General features: G+C 39.7%; 23 protein-coding genes. 8 read left to right on the top strand and 15 right to left on the bottom strand.

The genetic code is table 11. The annotated features are described in order from the left end of the window. Positions 1-370: 370 nt before the first annotated feature. Both RXX31_RS18805 and rraA read left to right on the top strand, forming a co-directional pair. Positions 371-1,288, top strand: a complete 918-nt coding sequence (locus RXX31_RS18805) for a 1,4-dihydroxy-2-naphthoate polyprenyltransferase (protein ID WP_317591251.1) — start codon at positions 371-373, stop codon at positions 1,286-1,288. Between the two features lie 76 nt (positions 1,289-1,364). After that, positions 1,365-1,904 carry a ribonuclease E activity regulator RraA gene (gene rraA, locus RXX31_RS18800; RefSeq protein WP_263837894.1) on the top strand — a complete coding sequence of 180 codons (540 nt, stop codon included), beginning with the start codon at positions 1,365-1,367 and terminating at the stop codon, positions 1,902-1,904. 103 nt (positions 1,905-2,007) lie between these two features. Here the strand turns inward: rraA and zapB are convergent, their stop codons facing one another. Further along, positions 2,008-2,250, bottom strand: coding sequence for a cell division protein ZapB (gene zapB, locus RXX31_RS18795; RefSeq protein ID WP_263837893.1), 243 nt, complete (start codon positions 2,248-2,250; stop codon positions 2,008-2,010). A 347-nt stretch (positions 2,251-2,597) separates the two neighbouring features. On the opposite strand from zapB, the gene glpX reads away from it, so the two are divergent. From glpX to RXX31_RS18780, 3 genes are all read left to right on the top strand, one after another. Beyond that, a complete protein-coding gene (gene glpX, locus RXX31_RS18790) occupies positions 2,598-3,605 on the top strand; it encodes a class II fructose-bisphosphatase (RefSeq protein WP_065297622.1) in 1,008 nt (335 codons plus the stop codon). 117 nt (positions 3,606-3,722) lie between these two features. After that, on the top strand, positions 3,723-4,337 hold the full coding sequence (locus RXX31_RS18785; RefSeq protein WP_317591250.1) for a metalloregulator ArsR/SmtB family transcription factor: 615 nt from the start codon (positions 3,723-3,725) through the stop codon (positions 4,335-4,337). Between the two features lie 150 nt (positions 4,338-4,487). After that, complete coding sequence (locus tag RXX31_RS18780) at positions 4,488-4,832, top strand: DUF3135 domain-containing protein (RefSeq protein ID WP_317591249.1); 345 nt, start codon at positions 4,488-4,490, stop codon at positions 4,830-4,832. A gap of 147 nt (positions 4,833-4,979) precedes the next feature. Here RXX31_RS18780 and RXX31_RS18775 read toward each other — a convergent pair whose 3' ends face one another. The 3 genes from RXX31_RS18775 to RXX31_RS18765 form a co-directional block, all read right to left on the bottom strand. Continuing rightward, positions 4,980-5,417: a DUF805 domain-containing protein gene (locus tag RXX31_RS18775; RefSeq protein ID WP_317591248.1), complete on the bottom strand. Its 438-nt coding sequence runs from the start codon at positions 5,415-5,417 to the stop codon at positions 4,980-4,982. Between the two features lie 127 nt (positions 5,418-5,544). Next, positions 5,545-6,459 (bottom strand): glycosyl transferase family 90, encoded by a 915-nt coding sequence (locus tag RXX31_RS18770; protein WP_317591247.1) that lies wholly within the window; start codon positions 6,457-6,459, stop codon positions 5,545-5,547. A 134-nt stretch (positions 6,460-6,593) separates the two neighbouring features. Then, positions 6,594-6,941 (bottom strand): 5-carboxymethyl-2-hydroxymuconate isomerase, encoded by a 348-nt coding sequence (locus tag RXX31_RS18765; RefSeq protein WP_317591246.1) that lies wholly within the window; start codon positions 6,939-6,941, stop codon positions 6,594-6,596. 263 nt (positions 6,942-7,204) lie between these two features. On the opposite strand from RXX31_RS18765, the gene tpiA reads away from it, so the two are divergent. Next, positions 7,205-7,975, top strand: coding sequence for a triose-phosphate isomerase (gene tpiA, locus RXX31_RS18760; protein ID WP_317591245.1), 771 nt, complete (start codon positions 7,205-7,207; stop codon positions 7,973-7,975). Positions 7,976-8,073: 98 nt separating this feature from the next. Here tpiA and RXX31_RS18755 read toward each other — a convergent pair whose 3' ends face one another. After that, entirely contained in the window at positions 8,074-8,715 is a 642-nt protein-coding gene (locus RXX31_RS18755) for a YrbL family protein (protein WP_317591244.1), read from the bottom strand. 408 nt (positions 8,716-9,123) lie between these two features. Here RXX31_RS18755 and RXX31_RS18750 point away from each other — a divergent pair, with 408 nt between their 5' ends. Beyond that, positions 9,124-10,473 carry an MBL fold metallo-hydrolase gene (locus RXX31_RS18750; protein ID WP_317591243.1) on the top strand — a complete coding sequence of 450 codons (1,350 nt, stop codon included), beginning with the start codon at positions 9,124-9,126 and terminating at the stop codon, positions 10,471-10,473. A gap of 204 nt (positions 10,474-10,677) precedes the next feature. On the opposite strand, the gene galU is transcribed toward RXX31_RS18750, so the two are convergent. Continuing rightward, positions 10,678-11,547 (bottom strand): UTP--glucose-1-phosphate uridylyltransferase GalU, encoded by an 870-nt coding sequence (galU, locus tag RXX31_RS18745; RefSeq protein WP_317591242.1) that lies wholly within the window; start codon positions 11,545-11,547, stop codon positions 10,678-10,680. A 63-nt stretch (positions 11,548-11,610) separates the two neighbouring features. Beyond that, positions 11,611-12,777 carry a nucleotide sugar dehydrogenase gene (locus tag RXX31_RS18740; protein ID WP_317591241.1) on the bottom strand — a complete coding sequence of 389 codons (1,167 nt, stop codon included), beginning with the start codon at positions 12,775-12,777 and terminating at the stop codon, positions 11,611-11,613. A 169-nt stretch (positions 12,778-12,946) separates the two neighbouring features. Here RXX31_RS18740 and wecA point away from each other — a divergent pair, with 169 nt between their 5' ends. After that, on the top strand, positions 12,947-14,026 hold the full coding sequence (wecA, locus tag RXX31_RS18735; RefSeq protein ID WP_317591240.1) for a UDP-N-acetylglucosamine--undecaprenyl-phosphate N-acetylglucosaminephosphotransferase: 1,080 nt from the start codon (positions 12,947-12,949) through the stop codon (positions 14,024-14,026). 496 nt (positions 14,027-14,522) lie between these two features. On the opposite strand, the gene RXX31_RS18730 is transcribed toward wecA, so the two are convergent. From RXX31_RS18730 to cysN, 8 genes are all read right to left on the bottom strand, one after another. Continuing rightward, on the bottom strand, positions 14,523-15,254 hold the full coding sequence (locus RXX31_RS18730) for a WecB/TagA/CpsF family glycosyltransferase (RefSeq protein ID WP_317591239.1): 732 nt from the start codon (positions 15,252-15,254) through the stop codon (positions 14,523-14,525). 20 nt (positions 15,255-15,274) lie between these two features. Next, positions 15,275-16,315, bottom strand: a complete 1,041-nt coding sequence (locus RXX31_RS18725; RefSeq protein ID WP_317591238.1) for a hypothetical protein — start codon at positions 16,313-16,315, stop codon at positions 15,275-15,277. Between the two features lie 127 nt (positions 16,316-16,442). After that, complete coding sequence (locus RXX31_RS18720) at positions 16,443-17,315, bottom strand: glycosyltransferase family 2 protein (protein WP_317591237.1); 873 nt, start codon at positions 17,313-17,315, stop codon at positions 16,443-16,445. Positions 17,316-17,503: 188 nt separating this feature from the next. After that, positions 17,504-18,442: a glycosyltransferase family 2 protein gene (locus tag RXX31_RS18715; RefSeq protein ID WP_317591236.1), complete on the bottom strand. Its 939-nt coding sequence runs from the start codon at positions 18,440-18,442 to the stop codon at positions 17,504-17,506. Positions 18,443-18,638: 196 nt separating this feature from the next. Beyond that, entirely contained in the window at positions 18,639-19,835 is a 1,197-nt protein-coding gene (locus tag RXX31_RS18710; protein WP_317591235.1) for a glycosyltransferase, read from the bottom strand. 109 nt (positions 19,836-19,944) lie between these two features. Further along, positions 19,945-20,649, bottom strand: coding sequence for a sulfotransferase family 2 domain-containing protein (locus tag RXX31_RS18705; RefSeq protein WP_317591234.1), 705 nt, complete (start codon positions 20,647-20,649; stop codon positions 19,945-19,947). Between the two features lie 90 nt (positions 20,650-20,739). Further along, positions 20,740-22,032, bottom strand: a complete 1,293-nt coding sequence (locus tag RXX31_RS18700) for a flippase (RefSeq protein WP_317591233.1) — start codon at positions 22,030-22,032, stop codon at positions 20,740-20,742. After that, positions 22,032-23,441 carry a sulfate adenylyltransferase subunit CysN gene (gene cysN / locus RXX31_RS18695; protein ID WP_317591232.1) on the bottom strand — a complete coding sequence of 470 codons (1,410 nt, stop codon included), beginning with the start codon at positions 23,439-23,441 and terminating at the stop codon, positions 22,032-22,034. The genes RXX31_RS18700 and cysN overlap by 1 nt, the downstream gene beginning before the upstream one ends. Between the last annotated feature and the right edge of the window lies 1 nt (position 23,442).

Genomic DNA, 23,442 nt, shown 5'->3' with positions numbered 1-23,442 from the left:
CCTAGATGTCATTCTAGAACGTCAACTCAAACCTTGATTTTCCTTTAAGCCGTCATTCCGAGGAGCCATAGCGACATCAGGAATCTAGCATCAGCGAGTTTTGAGTCACGTTAGAGAATCATACACTAGCTCGATCGATAAACAGACTTAGAACCTTCCTGTCTTCCATCTTCCATCTTCCATCTTCCATCTTCCATCTTCCAATACAGCAAATACAATACTTAAGCGGGCACAACAGTCCCAGCGAGTAATCCTAGAACCTAGGGCCTAGTCACCTAGCACCTTTCATTACCTGACTTGTTTCAGGTCAATAGCGCATCTGCTTCTTTATGCTTATACTGGACACATCGGTTACTAGCACGAAATATCCATGAAACAATCTCTACAGATCTGGCTCGACGCCGCTCGTCCCAAAACATTACCGCTGGCATTAGTCTCTATTCTTACCGGTAGTGTGCTCGCGTATGCAGCGGGTCAATTCTCAATGCCTATCTCCTTGATGGCTTTCATCACGGCAACGCTACTGCAGATCCTTTCTAATCTGGCCAACGATTATGGCGATGCGATAAAAGGCACCGACAATGAAAAACGTCTCGGTCCGCTGCGCGCCTTACAGTCTGGAGCCGTAACCACAAAACAAATGAAGCAGGCCATTATCTTCAACATCGTGCTTACTGTCATTTCTGGCCTAATTTTAGTCTTCTACTCGTTAAGCTCTCTGGAAAGCATTCTTACCTTCATCGGGTTAGGTATTCTTGCCATCCTCGCCGCCATTGCCTACACCATGGGCAGTAAACCTTATGGCTATGTTGGACTCGGTGATATCTCTGTGTTTCTGTTTTTTGGCTTGCTTGGCGTATCCGGCACTTATTTCCTACATACCGGACATGTCGATACCACCCTATTCTTACCTGCTTTAGGTTGTGGCTTACTGGCTGTTGCCGTACTGAATATCAACAACATGCGTGACATCGAAAATGATCGTGAGTGTGGTAAACGAACCGTTGCCGTGCGCTTGGGCCAACATAAGGCGAAGCAGTACCACTTCATCTTATTGGGCGGCGCCATTCTCGCTTTCGCCATTTACCTGCTTATTCAGGACAAACCGGTTTGGATCAGTCTGCCATTCTTGTTGAGCATTTATTTTGTCGCTCACCATGGTAAAGCCGTTTGGGATACCGAGAAGCCTGCACAGATCGCACCTATGATGCCAGTCATCGTAAAATGCTCGCTGGTTACCAACGTTTTATTTGCAACAATTGTGGTAGCTCAAACTCTGGTAAGTTAAAAAAGGATTGTCATTGCATTGACTTAATGCCCAGATATACTCAAAGACAACCAGTTTCTGTTTAGAAAGGTACGCTATGGAATACAATACCTCAGCACTCTGTGATATCTACCTCGATCAGGTAGATGTGGTTGAACCAATGTTCAGTAATTTTGGCGGTAGCGCTTCCTTTGCCGGACAAATCACCACCATCAAATGTTTTGAAGACAATTCTCTTATTCGCGAAACATTAGAGCAAGATGGTCTAGGACGCGTGTTGTTAGTTGACGGAGGTGGTTCCTTACGTAAAGCCCTTGTAGATGCAGAAATCGCCACCATCGCCGAAGAAAACGAGTGGGAAGGCATTGTCGTCTATGGCTGTGTCCGTGAAGTCGATGAGTTGGAAGATATGAGCCTTGGCATTCAGGCACTGGCTTCGATTCCTGTCGGCGCATCCAGCCAGGGTATTGGTGAGCTCGACGTGCCGGTGAACTTTGGCGGCGTTAGCTTTCTACCAGAAGACTACATTTACGCAGACAGCACTGGCATTATTCTGTCTCCAGAACCGCTCAATATCGACCTTGAGTTGGATGAGACGGAAGAAGAAGTTTTAGAGGTACTAGATCCTAGGGATTAGGTCCTAGGATCCTAAAAACCTAGGACCTTGGTTTATCCCATTCCCATAAAACTAAAACACCCGCTTATCGCGGGTGTTTTCAATTCTGAGCAGAAGATTGGGATTACTCCACTTCTTCCATTTTGCCAAGTAGTGCACGAATGCGCTCTTGCCATTGCGCGTGCTCTTGTTGAGCTTGCTGTGCTTTTTGCTCTAGCTCTTCGCGCTGAGTGCGCAGCTCGTTCGCTTCTGCTTCTAATTTTTCTTTATCACCTTTCAGTTCTTCCACTTCCATTTGAAGAAGAGTGATTGTGTCAACTGCAGTTTGAATTTTAGATTCTAATTGTGCTAATACTTCAAAAGACATCTTTGCCTACCTATGTTGTTCCGTTGGGATGATGCACGAGACAGGCGCGCACCTTACCTATATGAGGTTCATTCTACTCAGCGTTGCGACGAGAAACACTTACTATATTCGATATTTTGCATCATTCGGTTAAAAAACCGGCGCAATCTCACTAAATGCTGACTTTTCTGATCACCGAAGCATTTTTGAGCAAGATATTTGCCTCTCGCCACGAGAAAAACGCACTTAGTATTGATCAATTTCAACTTAACCAAAGTAAAAGCTCGGCAAAAACGCAAACGTTTCACTGCCGTTATGGTAAAATCGCCGCGCAAATTCTTCTTCCCTTTTGCTTATTTGGAGACATCATGAAACGTGATTTAGCAATGGCATTTTCCCGTGTTACTGAAGGTGCAGCACTGGCTGGTTACAAATGGCTTGGTCGCGGCGATAAAAACGCAGCGGACGGTGCAGCCGTTGAGGTTATGCGCACACTACTGAACAAAACAGAGATCAGCGGTGAAATTGTTATTGGCGAAGGTGAAATTGATGACGCACCGATGCTGTACATTGGTGAACAAGTAGGTATTGGTGGTGATGAAGTCGATATTGCAGTCGATCCTATCGAAGGCACACGCATGACCGCTATGGGCCAATCAAATGCTTTAGCCGTTCTCGCGGCTGGTGAAAAAGGTAGCTTCCTTAAAGCACCAGATATGTACATGGAAAAATTAGTGGTTGGCCCTGGAGCAAAAGGCGTAATCGATTTAGAAAAGCCATTAAAAGAAAACCTAGAAAACATCGCCAATGCGCTGAATAAAACTCTAGACACTTTAGTCGTGATCACGCTGGCTAAGCCTCGTCACGATAAAGTCATTGCAGAAATGCAGGCAATGGGCGTACGCGTATTCGCTGTGCCAGATGGTGACGTTGCCGCTTCAATCCTGACTTGTATGCCAGACAGCGAAGTGGACGTCATGTACTGCATTGGCGGTGCACCAGAAGGCGTAGTTTCTGCTGCGGTAATTCGTGCACTAGACGGTGACATGCATGGTCGACTACTTCCTCGCCATGAAGTGAAAGGTAATACAGAGGAAAACCGCATCTACGGCGCAGCAGAACTAAAACGCTGTGAAGAGATGGGTGTGAAAGCAAACGTCGTGTTGAAAATGGAAGACATGGCATGCAGCGACAACGTGGTTTTCTCTGCAACCGGCATTACCAAAGGTGATCTGTTAGAAGGTATTACTCGCCAGGGCAATATCGCGACAACAGAAACCCTGCTCATTCGTGGACGCTGCCGCACCATTCGCCGCATCAAGTCGATCCATTACTTAGAACGTAAAGACCAAGAAGTACGCGATATTATTTTATAAAAGATTAGGGCCTAGGGATTAGGATCCTAGGCCCTAGAACCTTCCTCCCCTAAGTCAACACTTTTCTTTATAAAACCTATCGCGCATAATATGTACTGACATATAAATGGTGGGAATATGAAGACCGTAGATAGGATATTGCAAATCGTTAAGCGTGACGGCTCTGTCACAGCAAAACAACTCTCTTCAGAGCTTGGAATGACAACCATGGGTGCGCGCCAGCACCTACAAGGCCTGGAAGACGATGGCATCCTGTCTATTTACGATGTAAAAGTCAAAGTCGGTCGCCCTACCAGGCACTGGGCTCTCACCCAAAAAGGCCATGAGCAGTTTGCGGATCGTCATGGTGAACTCACCGTGCAATTCATTGAAGCCGTCGAGCATATCTTTGGTAAAGATGGCCTGGAGAAAGTGACCTCTGAGCGCGAAAAACTCACGCTAGAAAGCTATCGCCAGCATCTAGAACAATGTGACACTCTGGAAAGCAAATTGAAAACACTCGTCTCACTGAGAGAGCAGGAAGGCTACATGGCTGAGCTTGAACAAGACGAGCACGGTTTTATCTTAATTGAGAACCACTGCCCTATATGCAAAGCCGCTACACGTTGCCCTAGTCTCTGCCAGTCAGAGTTAAGTGTCTTCCAAGCCCTACTTGGTGATCACACTCGAGTGGAACGTACAGAACATATCATTAGCGGCCAGCGACGCTGTGTATACCGCATTCAGGCGTAAAGACAACCAACCTTCGTACGCTCCTCTCCCCTCTCAGATAGCAAACGGCTCTCTTATATCTGAGACGAAAGAGTCATTTCGCCGCTCTCCTGTTATCCGTGATGTACGCTTTTATTATCGAAGCGTAACTATCCTTTTGGGAGACAAACGATGGCCAATCTGCGTACTCACAAACCGCAACCCCTGCCTTCTTTTGACGAACTAATGAAAATGGCTCAGGATGACCCGGAAGCTTTTGAGCAATTCCGCCAGGATAAAGCTCGAGAGATGATAGAGGGCGCATCGACAGACATGCAACCAAGGTTACGGGCACAACAAAGCCATATCGACAGGGTGATAAACAACTGCAAAAACCCAAATCATGTCAACGTGGTATTGATGAATGAATTACAGAAACAGCTGATGAAGTTTAGGGAAGTGTTGCAGGGAAAACCGCAACCTGAAAAGACACATAATGTGCTTCAGTTCAGGGGAGATTCAGGTCCTAGATCCTAGGGGGCTAGGTCCTAGGTGAGTTAGCTGAAAGGTTCGGCGTAGCTCTTTGCCGCTTGAGCTTGCTGTTTTGGAATACGGATTACAGAGTACTGAAAAGTAAATTTTTGTGTTCGTAATACCAGCAAGCTCCCTCTAGGGCCTGGGATCCTAGGACCTAGGACCTTCTACCGGATCAGGGCCGTACTTATTCGGGCCGATGGTCCCTTTCAGAAAGCCGCATTCAACTAAAATCCATACGCCACAAATTAGAGATATTGAAGCGATGAACAGCTGTGGGGTAGCAGACTCTTGCGAAACTGGACTCGTCATTGGGGTCGCGAGCCGGCCTAAAACTAAAGGGATATTCAGCGCTAACCAATAAATTGATTTATCACGGTCATGCCAGCGCTTCGTGGTTATCGCCAGATCAGGAATCAACAGAACCAAGAGAAATATAGGAAGCAGGAGGTGCGAAAGAGCCGGAAATAGCTGATTAAACCCTACTCCAAAACCTGCGATTGCAACGTAATAAATCACGTTCCAAATCCAGAAGGTTTTACGTCCAATACGCCCTTTAAAAGAAAACAGCAACTCTTTAGTTAGCATTAATATTTACCCTAAACATAAAAATAAACCCACGACCCAAATAGTATTGAAGCCTAAAGTCCAAAACCTTTCCTTTACTACTAAGATAGTTCAGTGGAGCCTTTATGCTTTAAAATACCGATAAAAATCAGCGATTAGTGATTGAAAAATACTTTTCCAAGGTTTTGATACAGACAAGGTCTTCCCTATTTTTATCTTGGAACTGCGCAACATGCTCATGAGCATTGTCCAAAATATTCTTGGCTTCAGCCGGGTTGTTTAAGTAGTAATTGACCTTTTCTTCAAAATCCGACCAATCATCTTTGACTTCTATATAGTGCACGCCTGGTTTAAGCGCCCCCTCCATAAACCAGGTTTCAAATCGCATTTTCGGCGTAATAACGACTGAGTTTGAAGACATCGCCCATTTTAAATTAGAAGCCACGTCATTCCCTTCCAGGCAAATGAGGAATTTATATTGCAGCTGGTCCTCTATAGACATAAATGGTTGCTGCCACTCTGGGTGCTCTTTAGACGGGTTCGATTGACCTGCATCCACCAACGGATGACCAAACATGGCGTTCATAAAACGAATGCGATGTTTTTGTTTAACAGCACCACGGAAAACCGCCATGTCTTTCTTACTTACATACTCAGTCGTGTCTTCAATGAAGCGAAAGTGGCGCTTTTTATCTAACTTAAACAGCACCGACGTTGAGTTGTCACCTTGTGTTGGTCTGGCTTTATACAGCGTTGGCTGAGGCTCAACTTTTACGTGGTCACCAAAGTAGTAGGCGAACTTAAGGTGTTTAGGAAAATAGTGCAGGTACTGCTTTAGGTCATAGAAGTAGGCACTCTTACCACGACGTCGATAGGTACGTTGCGTGATGGCATCACTCGGTAACTCATGCAGTTCGTTCGGCTTGCAGTAATAATCAACACGCGCCTGAATTGCTTCCTTTTCATTCTCAAATAATTGCTCTAATTGAGCTTTACGTCGTTGAAAAACAAAGGATGGAACGACGTTAAGTAGCAAGTTGTTCAGATAGTAGAAAAATTTCATTAAATAGACCTATAAGTCAATGCCGTGCAATAGGTTAGCAGAATCGTAAAACGAGAGGTAGATTAACCAAGACTTAAAGGCATCGCTGCGTGAGAGAGGTCACCACGCAACGAGTTAATAGAGAAAGATGGCCGCTAATTCACCACTCTTTGAAAGCATTCCACATCCATATCGCGAATGTTCACCGTTAAGCTGTGCACATGGCTGGCTTGTTCCTGAAGCACAGTTATTAGGTCTCGTGATAACGCTCGCTTCTGCTCTGGCGTTCTTCCGCTCAACAACTCAAAGTTAATATGAATAAAGTCGAGACTGTCTCCCTCTTCTCCTATCAGCCAATTGTGGCAGCGGAGTGTTCTCGATTTCACTGACGCCAATTCAAAAAGCCCACTATCCAGCGCCACTTTATGTAAATCCTCCAGCAAACCTTGAACGTTAACGCGCTCTTCCACTGAGTTCGAATACTCTAAAACCAAATTTGGCATTTTGATTCCTTTCGACAAGATGAAAATCCAGTGCGTAGTAATACCAATCCGGGCAGCAATTTCCGAGGAATGAACTATTATTCTGTCTACGTGATCACCAATCGATTGCTTTTGATAGAACTGACAGAAACTATTGCTACGCTGACCAGATAAACAAAGGCGTACAAGACATGATACCAATCATGATCTGTTCAAATTATTCTGTTATATTCTTTCGTAGATTTTTTACATTAGTCATTAATAGATAATATGGAGATATTCCTATGCGTCGTCCTGTAGTGATGGGTAACTGGAAACTAAACGGCAGCAAAGCAATGGTAAAAGAGCTGCTAACTGGTCTTAACGCTGAGCTTGAAGGCGTTGAAGGTGTTGACGTAGCAGTAGCTCCACCAGCACTTTACATCGATCTAGCAGAGCGCGTTATCGCAGAAGGCGGTAACAAGATCATTCTAGGTGCACAAAACACTGACCTAAACAACAGCGGTGCTTTCACTGGCGACATGTCTCCAGAAATGCTGAAAGACTTCGGTGCTACTCACATCATCATCGGCCACTCTGAGCGTCGTGACTACCACAACGAATCTGACGAGTTCATCGCTAAGAAATTCGCTTTCCTAAAAGAAAACGGTCTAACGCCAGTTTTCTGTATCGGTGAATCTGAAGCACAAAACGAAGCAGGCGAAACTGAAGCAGTATGTGCTCGTCAAATCAATGCTGTTATCGACGCTTACGGCGTTGAAGCGCTAAACGATGCAATCATCGCTTACGAACCAATCTGGGCTATCGGTACTGGTAAAGCAGCAACAGCTGAAGATGCACAACGCATTCACGCTTCTATCCGTGCACTAATCGCAGCGAAAGACGAAGCAGTTGCAGAGCAAGTAATCATCCAATACGGCGGCTCTGTTAAACCAGAAAACGCAGAAGCTTACTTCTCACAACCAGACATCGATGGTGCTCTAGTTGGTGGTGCATCTCTAGATGCTAAGAGCTTCGCAGCAATCGCTAAAGCAGCGGCAGCAGCAAAAGCGTAATCTTGTTTTTAAACAAGCAAAATAACAAAGGGATGCGCAGTGCATCCTTTTTTTGTACTGGTTTCTTTCCTGAACAGAACGTTTAGTGCGTAGATTCGCTAAAGGTACAAGGCCTCAAACTCATCAATCTTTTGATTGTACGATTCTAATTCCGCAGGGTTCTCTCTGAGCTTCATACTGAGATGCAAATTCTTTCTTAGGAACTTCTTAAACTTACGATTAATCTTTTTATGCATCAGATAAGGAATAAAGTCCGATACAGGGATAAACTCCGTATTGCCGAATCCGTCGATCAGATAAAGGGTTATCTCCTCTCCAGATTGCCTCACCAATATATTACTCATCACCAAATCACTTGGTATCACTCGGCTCTCAAGCAAATAATCTTTCAGAACTCGAACCGCTAACAGCAAGTGGTCGATATCAAGTTCATTCCCTTGCTGCACAATATATTGTGCGAGGTTTAATGAAACTGACAGATCCTCATCCAAAACGACTTGCTGCTTAAAGCCAACTTGAGTCTCTGTTGTCACCTTTCCCAGAAACTCTGGAATGTGCGTAAACTGGACGTTTTTCTTTTTCAATCGCTCAAAAAACTCAATTTCTCGATAAGTTTGCTTGGCGGTGCCTTTCTGACTCAACTTTACACACTGAGCCGGATTGGAAGGATTTTGGAAACAAACTCGCTCTGCGCCTTTACCGATGACAGTCCAGTTTTGGAACTCATGATCTGATTGCATCTTTAACCTTTACGTATTGTCTCTTGTAATCAATAGCAGAACAGCGCTTACGTTGTATTTACGAGAGGAACTCTTTGAACTTAATGCTAATTGTATCACGAACAGAGAAGACAGTGAGGCCCTAGGTTCTAGGTTCTAGGCCCTAGAGGGAGCTTGTTGGGATTACGAATACAAAAATATACTTTTCAGTACTCTGTAATCTGTATCCCAAAGCAGCAAACACCGGAGCTTACGTTTATCACTGAACTTACCGCAAACACACCTAGGGCCTAGGGTCTCGCCCCTAGGACCTTAACCTCTCTCGCATTTCCGCACTTTCCCAACCAATTACATCCAACCCACAGAGCCATAAGCCTTACTCTTCACTAACAGCTCGCCTATGCTGAATAAACAAGGAGAACTTTAAGCATGACGACACCAATCTCAGATATCGCCAGTGTTATCCATCATGGTGGCAAGCACACCGTTACTGGATCTTGTCATGAGCTTAAACTGAAAAATGGCAGTATTTTGATTGATTGTGGCCTGTTGCAGGGACAAGACCTTAGTTTTGGTGGGCGTGATGCTTCGCTTAACATTGAGTTTCCTATCGAACAGGTCAAAGCGCTGGTTCTTACTCACGCTCATATTGATCACATTGGCCGCCTGCCGTGGTTGCTGGCGGCTGGATTTAAAGGACCACTATATTGCACACGTGCGACCGCAGAGCTTGTCCCGCTAATGCTAGAAGACGGTCTAAAACTACAACTTGGTTTAAATTACCACCAGCGCCAGCAAGTACTTAATATCATCAAGAAACAGCTCAAACCTTGTGATTATCAGCAGTGGATAGAACTCCCTGATCTCGCAGATGCCCGCTTTCAACCTGCAGGGCATATACTGGGTTCCGCCTATGTTGAGTGTAAACTGTCAAATGGTGAAATCGTCGTTTTTTCTGGAGATTTAGGACCGTCAAATACGCCCCTTTTACCCGATCCACAACCTCCTCAAAGAGCTGATTACCTGTTTATAGAAGCAACCTACGGCGATAAACAACATGAAGACATTGCGACACGTACAAAGCGTTTAAACAACATCATTGATCATGCGTTAAAAGACGGTGGTGTAATTTTGATTCCTGCCTTTAGTGTCGGTCGCACGCAGGAGCTGCTATTTGATATTGAGCAACTGATTAACCAGCATGATTTGGCATCTTCCTTACCGATCATCTTAGACTCACCTCTCGCCAAAGAAGTCACCAAAACGTATCGCCGCTTCAAAATGTTATGGGGCCAGGAAGCTAAACAAAGGCTAGAGAATCAACGTCACCCACTCGCGTTTGAACAGTGTATTACTGTAGAGAGTCACACCGAGCATAAAGCCCTAGTCAACCGACTCGCTTCAACCGATGAACCCGCCATCGTCGTGGCCGCTTCTGGTATGTGTGAAGGTGGCAGAATCGTCAACTATTTAAAAGCACTACTCCCTGATAAGAAAAATGATGTGCTATTCGCAGGTTATCAAGCTCAAGGCACGTTAGGTGAGGAGATACAATCAGGCAATTCAGAGATTGAGATAGATGATCAAGAAGTCCAAGTTAATGCTCAGATTCATACTATTTCTGGTTATTCCGCCCATGCAGACAAGAGTGATTTACTGAAGTTTATTACTGGCATTCCAACAGCGCCAAAAGCCATTCATTTAATTCATGGAGAAGATGAAGCCCAACAAGTATTAGGGAAGGAATTAGAGAAGAAAGGATTTACGGTGGTTTATTGAGGGGGGAAGCTCAAGATCCTAGATTCTAGGCCCGAGAGGGAGCTTGTTGGGATTACGATTACAAAAATTTACTTTTCAGTACTCTGTAATCGGTATTCAAAAGCAACAAACACCGCAACTTACGTTTATTACTGAACTTACCGCGAATACACCTAGGACCTAGGATTCTAGTACCTAGGTCCTCTTAATCAGCGCATAACGCGCTTACGCCACTTTCACCTCTGGCACTTCTTCAACTTCGCTTTGAGATGGCTTGTTGTAAATATTCTCGAAGCAGTAGTTCGTCGCTTCAATATAACCTTCTACGCTACCACAATCGAAACGCTGGCCTTTGAATTTGTAAGCCAGTACGCAGCCGTCTTGTGCTTGCTGCATCAACGCATCGGTAATTTGAATCTCCCCACCTTTGCCAGGCTCAGTATTTTCAATTAACTCAAAAATATCGGGAGTCAATATATAGCGACCAATGATCGCCAGGTTGCTCGGTGCTGTGCCAGGCTCTGGCTTTTCAACCATATTGTCGATACGGAAGATGTCTTCTTTGAGCGCCTCACCAGCAATCACACCATATTTGTGCGTCTCTGATTCTGGGACCTCTTGTACTGCTACAATCGAACAACGGTATTGGTTATACAACTCAACCATTTGCGCCAGCACACCTTTATCTTCGTGAACACAAAGATCATCGGCCAATACCACAGCGAATGGTTCATCACCCACAAGCTCACGGCCAGTCAGAATTGCGTGACCTAAGCCTTTCATTTCACGCTGACGAATATAGGTGTAGCTCGCTGAATCAATCAAACTACGAATATCATCTAACAGCACTTCTTTACTGCTGCCACTAATTTGGTGCTCTAACTCGTAGTTTTTATCGAAATGGTCCATCAGTGAATGCTTGCCACGGCCAGTGACGATACACATACCGTTCATGCCAGCTTCAATCGCTTCTTCGACGCCATATTCAATTAATGGTTTGTTCACCACTGGCATCATTTCTTTCGGCATGGATTTAGTCGCAGGCAGGAAACGAGTACCGTAACCCGCTGCAGGGAATAGACATTTTTTTATCATTTTAATTACCAACTGAAAAAAAGGCTCCACACTAGGAGCCTATAGCTTTAAACAAAATTGAAATTAATCGCTACCAAAAAGATCGCGTGTATAGACTTTATCAACTACATCCGCTAGCTCATCCACCATACGGTTTGAAACGATCACATCGGCAGTCTGCTTAAACTCATTCAAGTCTTTCACAACACGAGAGTTGAAAAACTCTTCTTCTTGAAGAACTGGCTCATACACCACCACTTCAATGCCTTTGGCTTTAATGCGCTTCATGATGCCCTGAATAGAGGAGGCACGGAAGTTATCGGAACCTGCCTTCATGATCAGGCGATAAATACCGACGACTTTTGGCTGATGCTTGATGATCGACTCGGCAACGAAGTCTTTGCGTGTACGGTTCGCTTCTACAATCGCACCAATGATGTTGTTGGGCACATCTTGATAGTTCGCCAGCAGCTGCTTAGTATCTTTTGGCAGACAGTAACCGCCGTAACCAAACGATGGATTATTGTAGTGATTACCAATGCGAGGATCTAAACCAACGCCCTCGATGATTTGACGCGCGTCTAAGCCATGCGCTTCTGCATAAGAATCCAGCTCATTGAAATACGCAACACGCATTGCCAGGTAAGTATTAGAAAACAACTTAACCGCTTCTGCTTCTGTTGAATCAGTAAACAGGACTTGGATATCTTCCTTTACTGCGCCTTCAACTAACAAACCAGCAAAAGTCTCGGCACGTTCACTGCGCTCGCCGACAATGATACGAGATGGGTATAAGTTGTCGTAAAGTGCTTTGCCCTCACGTAAAAACTCTGGTGAGAAGATAATGTTCTCACAACCTAGCTCTTGCTTGACCCGAGCAGTGTAACCGACCGGTACTGTCGACTTAATGACCATCACGGCATCTGGATTAATTGACATCACGTCTTTAATCACCGCTTCTACCGAAGAGGTATTAAAGTAGTTCGTTGTCGGGTCGTAATCGGTCGGTGTCGCAATAACAACGTATTGAGCACCGCTGTAAGCTAGCTCTTTATCCGTCGTAGCAACAAAATTTAACGGCTTGTTTTTAAGGAAAGCTTCGATTTCCGCATCCACGATTGGAGATTGCTTGTTGTTTAGTAACTCAACCTTTTCAGCAATGATATCTAGCGCAACAACTTCATGGTTTTGCGCTAACAACATGGCGTTTGACAAGCCAACATAGCCTGTACCAGCAACTGCTATTTTCATTATTAAACCTTTCGTTTTATTTTTCCAAAGAATATCAGAAAATGAAATGATGGACTAGATAAGCTGTTAATCCTAAAAAGTATAAGTAAAGCCATCAAATCGTACTTTTTAAAAAAGACAACTTGATCTAAAATTAAGCGATAAAATCAAAATTAATGTTGGCTATATTATGTTTTTAGAACTGAGCTTTATCTTTTTTTCATCTTTTACCACCCTATTTGTGATGCGAAAAATTGCGAAAAGAATAGGTTTAGTAGATAAACCTAACGCTAGGAAGCTTCATGACGGAGCAATCCCCTTAGTTGGCGGCATCTCTATTTGTCTAGTTTTAGCGCAATACTTAACATTTAGACCTGAAGCACTTGAGTACAGCTGGCTTTATCTATTGTGTATTGCAGTACTTACAATAATTGGAGCAATAGACGATAAGATAGATTTGAGCTTCAAGATTCGTATGGGCATACAAGCAGCACTTTCCATCGTTATGATGAAAGTTGCGGGTATTGAACTACACAGCCTGGGTAATATGTTTGGTTTTGGAGATATCTCTTTAGGCTGGGGAGGAACACTGATCACCATTCTAGCTGTCATTGGCGCAATAAATGCTTTTAATATGGTGGATGGTATTGATGGTTTACTAGGAGGGCTCTCTATTGTTACTTTCGGAGCTTTAGCCTTTCTATTGCAAGTAGATAGTCAGCATGGCTTAGCTTATTTATGCGTAGTCATCATTACTGCTATGCTGCCATATATTTTCATGAACTTAGGTATACTAGGCCGTGAACGAAAAGTATTTATGGGTGATGCAGGTAGCATGATGATTGGCTTTACTGTCATCTGGTTATTACTGGGAGTCAGTCAAAGTGAAAGCACTTCTCTTATGCGACCAGTAACTGCACTATGGTTAATTGCTGTCCCTTTAATGGATATGGCAGCAATTATGATTCGCCGTATTCGAAGAGGTGACTCCCCATTCAAACCCGACCGCGAACACCTACATCATATTTTCCAACGAATGGGGTTAGGCCCAAGGCAAACACTAGTCGCTATATGTTTGATCGCGGCCATGTACGCCTCATTCGGTATCTATGGTGAAGCAACAAAAATTCCTGAAGTGACCATGTTCAGCTTGTTTCTCGCCTGCTTCATTATCTATTCGATTATCTTGGCATATATTTGGAAGATTACCACCATTGTGCGAAAAACTATGGGTAAAGGCGAATTAAAACAGATTACAAATAACTCTTAGTATCCGACATGTACTAGAATGCTGCTAGCTAGTTCTTAGACAACTCTAGCAGCCCTATTTAAAATATTTTTGATTATCGCATCGGATAGTATTTCAATCAAACTAGTTACTTTTTTATGAAGCTTTACAACTACAGATTGTAATAATCATTGCCAAGACAGAATGAGTCGTATGCAATATAGGTATATTAAGTATTTAAGTATTTAAGTATTTAAGTATTTAAGTATTTAAGTATTTAAGTATTTAAGTCATTTGACACTTCTTAGTAGATTGACGGTACAAATTTAGTCAAACTTCAACTAAAATTCAAATGTATCCAATATCCAAATAGCCACAAACAAACTGCCCTATCCTCAGAATATAAACGTCTTGATTAAGAAATCTAACATAAGCGTTTAATAGACATTCTACCACTTAATGAAATCTTTGATATTCATTGATACTTTAAACAGCCAGCAGTCTTAATTTATCAATAAAAGCTAGTCTAGCATTCTATCTACTTTCTAATAAAATGGACTAGACTGGATGTCATATAAGACACAATAAAAATAGGATAGTCCTTTAATATGCGCTTTCTGACATGTTTTTGTTCAATTGCTCGCTGAAGCCAACGAACACCAAACTTTTTTACTAAAGGATGATAAAAGTCACCTTTAGAAGCAGTTTGTGTTATGAAACCGCCACATGTGAACAATATACACTTTTTTTCTAACAACATTTTGACGCTTACGATGAACTCTTCCTGAAGTGGTGTTCCTAGCCCCGCAACTACATAATCCGGATTTACAAATGATATTTCTTTTGCAATTTTCAGCATTTCACTTTCAGAGAAATAACCGTTTCTCTTATATACGAAATTAACAGAAGGATATAGTGTAGATATATAGTTGATGGCTTTATTGATTTCATCGTCAGTGCCACCGATTATTGCGACTCTTTTACTTTCTTGATTTGCATACCTGAATACATCATGTGCTATAGAGGAAAAGTCAAAGCTAACGCGATTAATTTTGTCTTTTCTTCTAAAGATATTAGTCAAATGGCATAGCAAAGCTCCATCACTAAACCAAAAATCTATATCTTTAGCGCAATTAGTTATTGATGCGTGTTTATAAGAAAAAGGGTTTACAAAACTTATCGCAAGAGGAGAAACAATGGTAGGCTCGTTCAAAATAGAAAGGAGAAATTTCTTATCCTTCATTTTTAACTCTACCGTTGGGCTGTACATAAAAACTCCTATTTATAAGATCAAATAGACGACTTGATCAAACTTTTTGATGAAGAATTAACAAGATAAAAAGAAAAGGCGAAGAACACACTATTAAATGAAGACACCGATAGTCCATTAAGCAAAACAGTAAAAATAAATATCGAAGAAAACCTTTTATCAAAACCTTGGATAACCAACAATCTCCAAAACATAAACATTAATAAAGTAAGCCCTATAATACCATGGTCAAATATTGCTCTAAATATATACGAATGTAAAATTACAGAAAAGCAAACACTAGAATCTTTTGAACTGAATAGACTGCTGTAGAATTGTAATTGTGAACAAGATGCTGGTGATAATGGAGTAATAATATCTGTACCGAATAGAACATCTTGAAAATTTAAGTATTTTAACTCTTCGATAAAAATGATAAGAAATTTAACCCTATCTATCGAGTCTATTGAAACTCCTCCAAGCCTATTCATAAACAAAACTATAAAAATAAATAAAAGAAAAGAAACTATTCCATACTTTATGAGTTTTTTATTAAATGATATATCGTGATAAAGAAAAAAGTAGATAAAAACTAAGCAGGCCTGTGCAGACCTAGAGCCAGAAATAAACACCACAAATATAAAAGAAATTATCGCTAACTTATTCAATGCAATGTGATGGTAACTTAATGATAAAAATAATAAAAGAAGGAGCATTATCTCAAAGTTATTTTCAGTAAACAAACCTGGCCTAGGTATACTATAGATAAAATAACCAACTGAGTATTTAACAACAAAGAAAAACAATAAAACATAAAAAATATATTTTAGGTTATTTATTGTAAATGAATTTCTTGTTTGTAAACTTAACAAAAACAAATAGAAAATTGATTTGTAAATTAACACATAATCTATAACTGAGTAAGCATTATCTAACCCTCTATAAAAGAAAATCATAATAGTAGATAATAAGTAAACCCCAATAATATAGACTATATTAAACTCTTTCTTATTAATTGTTTTTTTCAATCCTAGAATTACTAATAAAATGAGCAAGAGTTCAATTAATAATTCTGCTGGCAAAAGGTTATACTGATAATATACATTAGATAGTTGTTTATAGGACAAACAACCTGTTATACCTAAAATTATTATAAAACACATTATGAGTTTCATTCTAATAGAATAACTCGAGCTCCCTCCTAACATGTTAAAAAATATTCCTTAAAATAAACTTGACTTTATCTCTTGAAATCCAAACACCTTTAATCCCTATTAATTTTAGGCTTGATAAAATATTTTTAATCAATGGTAACCAAGACCTTGCACAATACAATCGTCCGGAGATAAGAAAGAACTTATACCCTCCATAACCCAATTCTGACATATATAGTCGCATTTCATTTAGCCACCAATAACAATAATTTACATCTTCCAATTTAGACTTAAATACCTTGCCTTCTACATGATAAATGGTAAGTGACTTCTTGATAAAAATGAAAGGAATTTCCTTGTGATAAGCCCGTAAGCAGAAATCATAGTCCTGGTGTCTTCGAAATCTATCATCAAATCTCAAAGATTTCGCAAAGTCAGTGGGAACACATATAGTGCTTGTTTGAATAAATCCACCAGAAAGGAAAAGGTACTCGCTTATGTGTTGCTCTTTGTTTGGTCCTTTATTAGGCCTTGAGGAAGAAATATTACCATTGCTTGAAACACTGACTTGGCTAAATATAAGCGATGGACTTTCTAATAAATCAATCTTTTCTTTATAAACTTCAAGCTTCGTTTCTAACCATTCATCATCTGCATCAATAAAAACAATGTGATGTCCTTGAGCATGATCTATACCTGTATTTCTAGCGGCAGCTCCATTTCTGTTTACTTCATGAGAGATAAGTCTAATCTTCATTCCAAGCGCTAAGAATTTATCAACAATTAGAACCGTTTTTTCGAAGTCTTGAGAAGCGTCATCTACGACTATGACTTCGAAGTCCTGATAACTCTGATTATATATTGAATTAAGAGTTCTTTCTAAAGTTGATGAAGCATTGTAAGCAGCAATCACTACACTAAATTCCATTAACACCCCTTCATTATTAAACTATAATATATTACTTACATGGTGAATTTATTACTAGCCTAGAACCTGAGCTAGTATTAACTTTCATTTTATATTTAACAAACATACCTAAGACTTAAAAATAAACAAAAATACAAACAAATAACTTACATATTTACATTTAACATAAAGAACAATTTAATTAAAATCTACACTCTATATTTTGAATTATTAATCGAATTAGGAGATAGTATTTTCTTTATTAAAATCCTGGGATTTAATACAAGCCTCAAATAACTTTTTGGAATAAATGAAATATGACCTTTTATTAATAATTTAGTTCCATACTTTAATACATACAAAAAACCAATACTACGATAATTTTTTATAATTCTAATGAAAGCATTCGTATCTACATCTAAGTTATTCTCTTTAATAAACTTTATTCTATTCCTTTCCACTTTAAACCTTGCTGCAGTAACCTCTCTACTCTTATTTACAGTTAGTGAACCTGGTCTTCTAGTTACACAATAAATTATATCATTAAGAGCAACATTAGACTTACTATGGAAAGTAACTTTCATTGAAAACATTACATCATTAGAGGCAATCACTTGATCAAATTTGATATCGTTCGAAACTAATAAATCTCGCCTTATCACTTTACTCCAAGGTACAACATAGTTGTAAAGCTCGTTGACATCTTTATTTGCATTATAATTATCTATAATATCACAATACAAATTGTGGCGATCTGACAACTCTAAACTAAGACTACAAACACTGGTTGGTTTAAAAAGGAAAACATCACATTCCGTATGTTTAATAATAGCATCATCAATAATTTCAAAGGCATTCTCAGTAAAGTAATCATCTGAATCAGCAAAAACAACATACCTACCAGAAGCAATGTTAAGAGCAATATTTCGGCAAGTTCCGGCTCCTCTACCTTTATTATCATTGACGATTAGATTACAATGGGAATGGCTGAACATATCAAACATTTCATACTGTAAAGATATATCACTATTATCATCAACAACAATTATTTCAATATCTTCTCTATCTGGAATTGAATTGAGTAGACTTTTTAACCCAGTTATACAATTATAGTGAGGAATTATGATGGAATATAATTTATTTTTCACAATAAGTACCAAAAAATAAGAAAACTATCATTAGTTAAGCATTTAAAAACAAGATTAAACAAATTAAACACCTTAAATGTATAAGGTATTCATTAATAATGAATAACAATTAACAATTATAATAACATTTAAAGTCACTGTTATTTAAAGAGAAGTATTTCGTTAATAGCTAAAATTCCCTATTTTTTACTAATACCTAAGAAATCAAATCGATTAACGCTTTTACTTCCTTATCGTTATTGAATTGCTTCTCAATTTTTTGTCTAGCACTTACTGTTATTTTATTAAGTGATGATTGGTCGTATCTACTGACAGTGTATACCGTATTGGATAACGCCTCTACATCCCCCTCATTGACAAGGAATCCACTTACGCCATCATCAATAAGTTCCGGAATACCTGAGTGATAGGTAGAAATAACTGGAAGCCCAACAGCCATCGCTTCCATCAGCGCTACAGGAACCCCCTCCATATCACCATCATCAGCAACTTTGCTTGGCAATATATAGGCGTTGGATTGAAAAAGTAGTTTCTTCACCATCGTGTTTGGCAATGGTCCATGGAATTTTATTTTATTAAATAAACCAAGCTTTCTAACTAACTCTAGAGCTTCATTTTCTAGCTCACCAGATCCAACCACATCTAAATGAATATTGGAATCTTTTGGCAATAGAGCGATAGCATTAATAGTATCGAGAATCCCTTTCTTCTTCGTCAATCTACCGACCTGGATAAGCTTAAACACTTCACTATCTGAGTTGGCAGTTTTATATACGAAATCGTCTAAATCGATTCCCATACGAGAAACATACACTTTACGACTTGGACACCCCATTTTAATCAATTTCTCTTTCCAAAGCTTTGAAACAGGTAAAAACATATCACACGAATCAAAACAGGCACGGTAAGCATCGACATTATCTGATAGCACTTTTTTTCTGGATATCTCATAACCATGAAAAATGATTGCTACCTTACCTCTTAGAACACCACAGCTTTTAAGTGTTGAAATGTAGTAGCCGAAGTTTCCAAAGTGGACCAAGATAACATCGTAACTTAATTTTATACCTTTAGCTAAAGCGTAGACAATAGATAACTTTTGAGAAAAAGCTAGTTTGTCATCTTTTGATACAGAAAAAGCCAGGTTACCTTTCCCTTTCAATGAAGCTAAGACAAATAAAAAAAAGTAAACGAAAACTCGAGCTAAGTTACTATTGGCCTTTGGACTAAAATCAATAATGTCCAGATCGCTATTAACTATAGAAGGAGAGTTGGACTGTTTGTCTGTTAGGACAGTCACGTCACAACCATTCTCAACTAGAGCATTAATCTGCTTATCCACAAATGTTTGAGACAATTTAGGATAGCCATTTGAATAGACGCCTATTCTCATAAAAAAACCTACTTTGAGTAAAGATATATTTAATTTATTAAATTGAATATCGAGCCGACTCTATGTCTAGAGAGCTTAAGCCATAGTTACCTTTATCAACTAATTAACATTAACGCTTAATATATTTTCTTATTCGATAAAAAACATCAAGCACTTCAAAAACAATGACTCTTATTTTTGTTTCCACTTTACTTTCGGGATTATTATTATACTTTAATGATGAAGCATCATAATTAAAAGTTTCAAAATCTTTTTTATAAAATTCTTTTAATTTATGTATTGATTCATTAGATAAATTTAAACTTCTAGACTTGCTTTTTTTCTCATGTGAAATGTTTTTTACATTAGAAAATTGAAATTCTTCACTAAGTACGGAAGCTATGTTTGATAGTTCAGATTCAAACTTATATACTTTCGTATGTTCTAATAAGAAATCAACTTGAGGTCTAATATGATTATCAAAAACATTTGGGTTTTTATTGTACCTCTGTATCGATATGTCTAGAAATGAATTTACGTCTAATACTTTATAATGCCTTGCCCCAATAGACATTCGATACTTATACTCGCTAATAAACCTTTCAATCGGGTTTCTTACAATACAAAAAGATAAGGGACCTAATTTATCCAAACCCAATATATTTATTTTCTCTTTATCTAAATGTTGAGGTGTGACATTTAACACCCTATCATTCTTTGAAAAAAGCATCATGTCATAATCATCACTTAACATATATTCGACAGAAGTCCCTCCTGTTTTTGGTATATGTATAAAGTTGACCCAATTTTTATCATCATTTTTAAATAAAGGCATAGATAATTCACACTATTAAATTAACAATTTTTAATGAGTTTAATTCCAATCAATATAAAACTTTTATTTAAGCCCATAAAAGATCACACTTTATTTTATCCAGCATTTTAACTTGCAATTCTTATATACTTCTATATTCATCAAAATATTCCATAATATTAAACTAGTGGTTACAGAAATCGCTGCACCTACTCCTTGGTAATATGGAATAAGGACTACAAGTAGCAATATAGTAATAGCTAGTGTGATTATTAATATTCTCAGAGCTCTCTTCTCATTTCCAGTCATTTGGAGTACGAGTCCAACTGACCCCATAAGAACATTAGCAACCTGCCCTATGCATAAAATAGTTAGTAGCTTTGCCGCTGGGAGGTATTCTTGACCAAACAGTAAAACAACAACCCAATCACCAAAAAAGATAAGGAATAAGACAAATGGTATCGATGTCACAGCGCTTAACCTCACGCTTCGAGTAAGTAATTTCTGCATACCATTTAAATTACCTTGTTTATACATACGGGCAAAATTGGGGCCTGTCACCGAATTAATTGCAACTCGGCCAAGTGATAGTAATGCTACCCCCTGCATCGCTACTTTAAAGTATCCCACCGCTTCTTCAGAGCCTAAGATTCCTAACATTACGCTAGCCAATTCATTGTTTAAGTTACTGATTATAGCTAAAAGCGTAAAGGGTAAAAGTGCGGAGTGCCAATATTTAACTTTATATTTCCTTGAAGAATCGTTTAATTCACTAGGGGATTTTTTTAAAACCAAATATCCACTAAGTAATACAGCCCCTAAACTTGCTCCTATTTGAATGATTAAAACACTGCTTGCTTCTAGAACATGACTTGTTAATAAACACCCACTTAACGCAATTAAAACTAAAACAGAACTAATAACACCTTGTGGTAATTGAGCCAGTACGGGAAAGCGTAACCCATTGAGCACAGCATTTTGCTTTGCCAATAAACCGCGCATGGGAATAACGGCTAAACCCAACCAAAGATACTTGCCAATGCGGGGTTCAATCCACTCTAAGTAAATAGATATACTTAAAGCGCACATAACAATAAGGGATAAAGTGATCACATACAATGATGACCAACGTAACAACCCTTTTAGCTCACTCCAACGCTTTTCCATTTGTGCATTAGATACTTCGCGGATCATTAATTGTGACATTCCCGCAATAGTAGGAATCGTCGCCATTGCCACAATCGACATAATCAAGCCATATCGACCAAACTCTTCCGGCCCTAATACACGAGCTAAAATTATCCCGGTAACAACTGATAAGCCTTTACTTATAAGCTGAATACCCGCAGTCCCCATAAACTTTTTTATTAAACTACGGGTTTGCAAGTTATCTTCTAATGTCATTAGATTGATTCACAACCCCATTCTGGGTAATGCTTACGAACATAAGAATTCAATTCTTTCTCTGCTTGAGAATAAACTCGACTAGTTTCTTTTGAGTCTTGTGAAATTTTATTAACCATGCCCGAACCAACCGTTACATTGGTATGTCGATCGATAACAATAAATGCACCGGTTTGAGGAAGAGTCTTGTAGGTATCAACAGCAATTTTATTCGTCAATAAAATGCTAGATAACGCAATCTCATTTAGATCAAGTGTTTCACTATTTTCTGCATGCTGCTGTAGCGTATTCACGTCTACCTTATGCTCAATGTCAGTCACTTTACCTATGCATGATTTGGTTGCGAACTTGAAAATGTACTCTTTATGGGTTCGCATTGGGTTTTCACCCATCCATACCACATGCGCTGCAACTTTATTAGTTACAGTCGGCTCGTGGCCAACATGAACCAGCATATCTCCACGAGATACATCAATCTCATCTTCAAGAGTAATAGTAATTGCCTGACCAGGATAAGCGGTCTCTAACTCGCCGTCATGAGTGAAGATTGATTTAATACGAGATGTTTTACCTGAAGGCAAAGCTGTCACTTCGTCACCGACTTGAACAATACCTGACGCAAGGGTGCCACAGAACCCTCTAAAGTCTAGGTTAGGGCGATTGACATATTGAACAGGGAAACGCATGTGCTCAAGATCTTTGTCTTGGTCAACTTTTACTGTTTCCAGTAACTTCATCAATGTCGCACCAGGGTACCAATCCATGTTTTTACTCGGAGTGACCACGTTATCGCCTTTAAGCGCAGAGATTGGTACGAAGCGGATATCGTCAATATTGAAGTTCTTTGCCATCTCACGGTAATCTGCTTTGATTTTTTGGTAAACCTCTTGGCTATACTCCATCAAATCCATCTTGTTTATAGCAACAATGATGTGCTTAATACCTAACAGGCTACAGATGTAACTATGACGCTTAGTTTGTGTTTGAATACCATAGCGGGCGTCAACCATTACAATCGCAAGATCACACGTAGAAGCACCGGTAACCATGTTACGAGTGTACTGTTCATGCCCTGGAGTGTCTGCGATGATGAACTTGCGCTTATCAGTTGAGAAATAACGGTAAGCGACGTCAATTGTGATGCCCTGCTCACGCTCAGACTGAAGTCCATCTACGAGAAGCGCCAGATCAAATGCTTCGTCGGTTGTATTGAACTTTTGAGAGTCTTTTTCAATCGCCGCCATCTGATCTTCGTAGATAAGCTTACTATCAAAAAGCAGACGTCCAATCAGGGTAGATTTACCATCGTCAACGTTACCGCAGGTAAGAAAGCGAAGCAGATCTTTGTTTTCATGTACGTTTAGGTAGGCCTCGATATCTGTGGCAATTAAGTCAGAAGAGTGTGACATA

The sequence above is a fragment of the Vibrio sp. EA2 genome (assembly GCF_033042495.1).
In the GTDB taxonomy this organism is placed as follows: domain Bacteria; phylum Pseudomonadota; class Gammaproteobacteria; order Enterobacterales; family Vibrionaceae; genus Vibrio.
The sequence above is the reverse complement of the archived record's forward strand: the minus strand, read 5'-3'. Positions and strand labels throughout refer to the sequence as shown.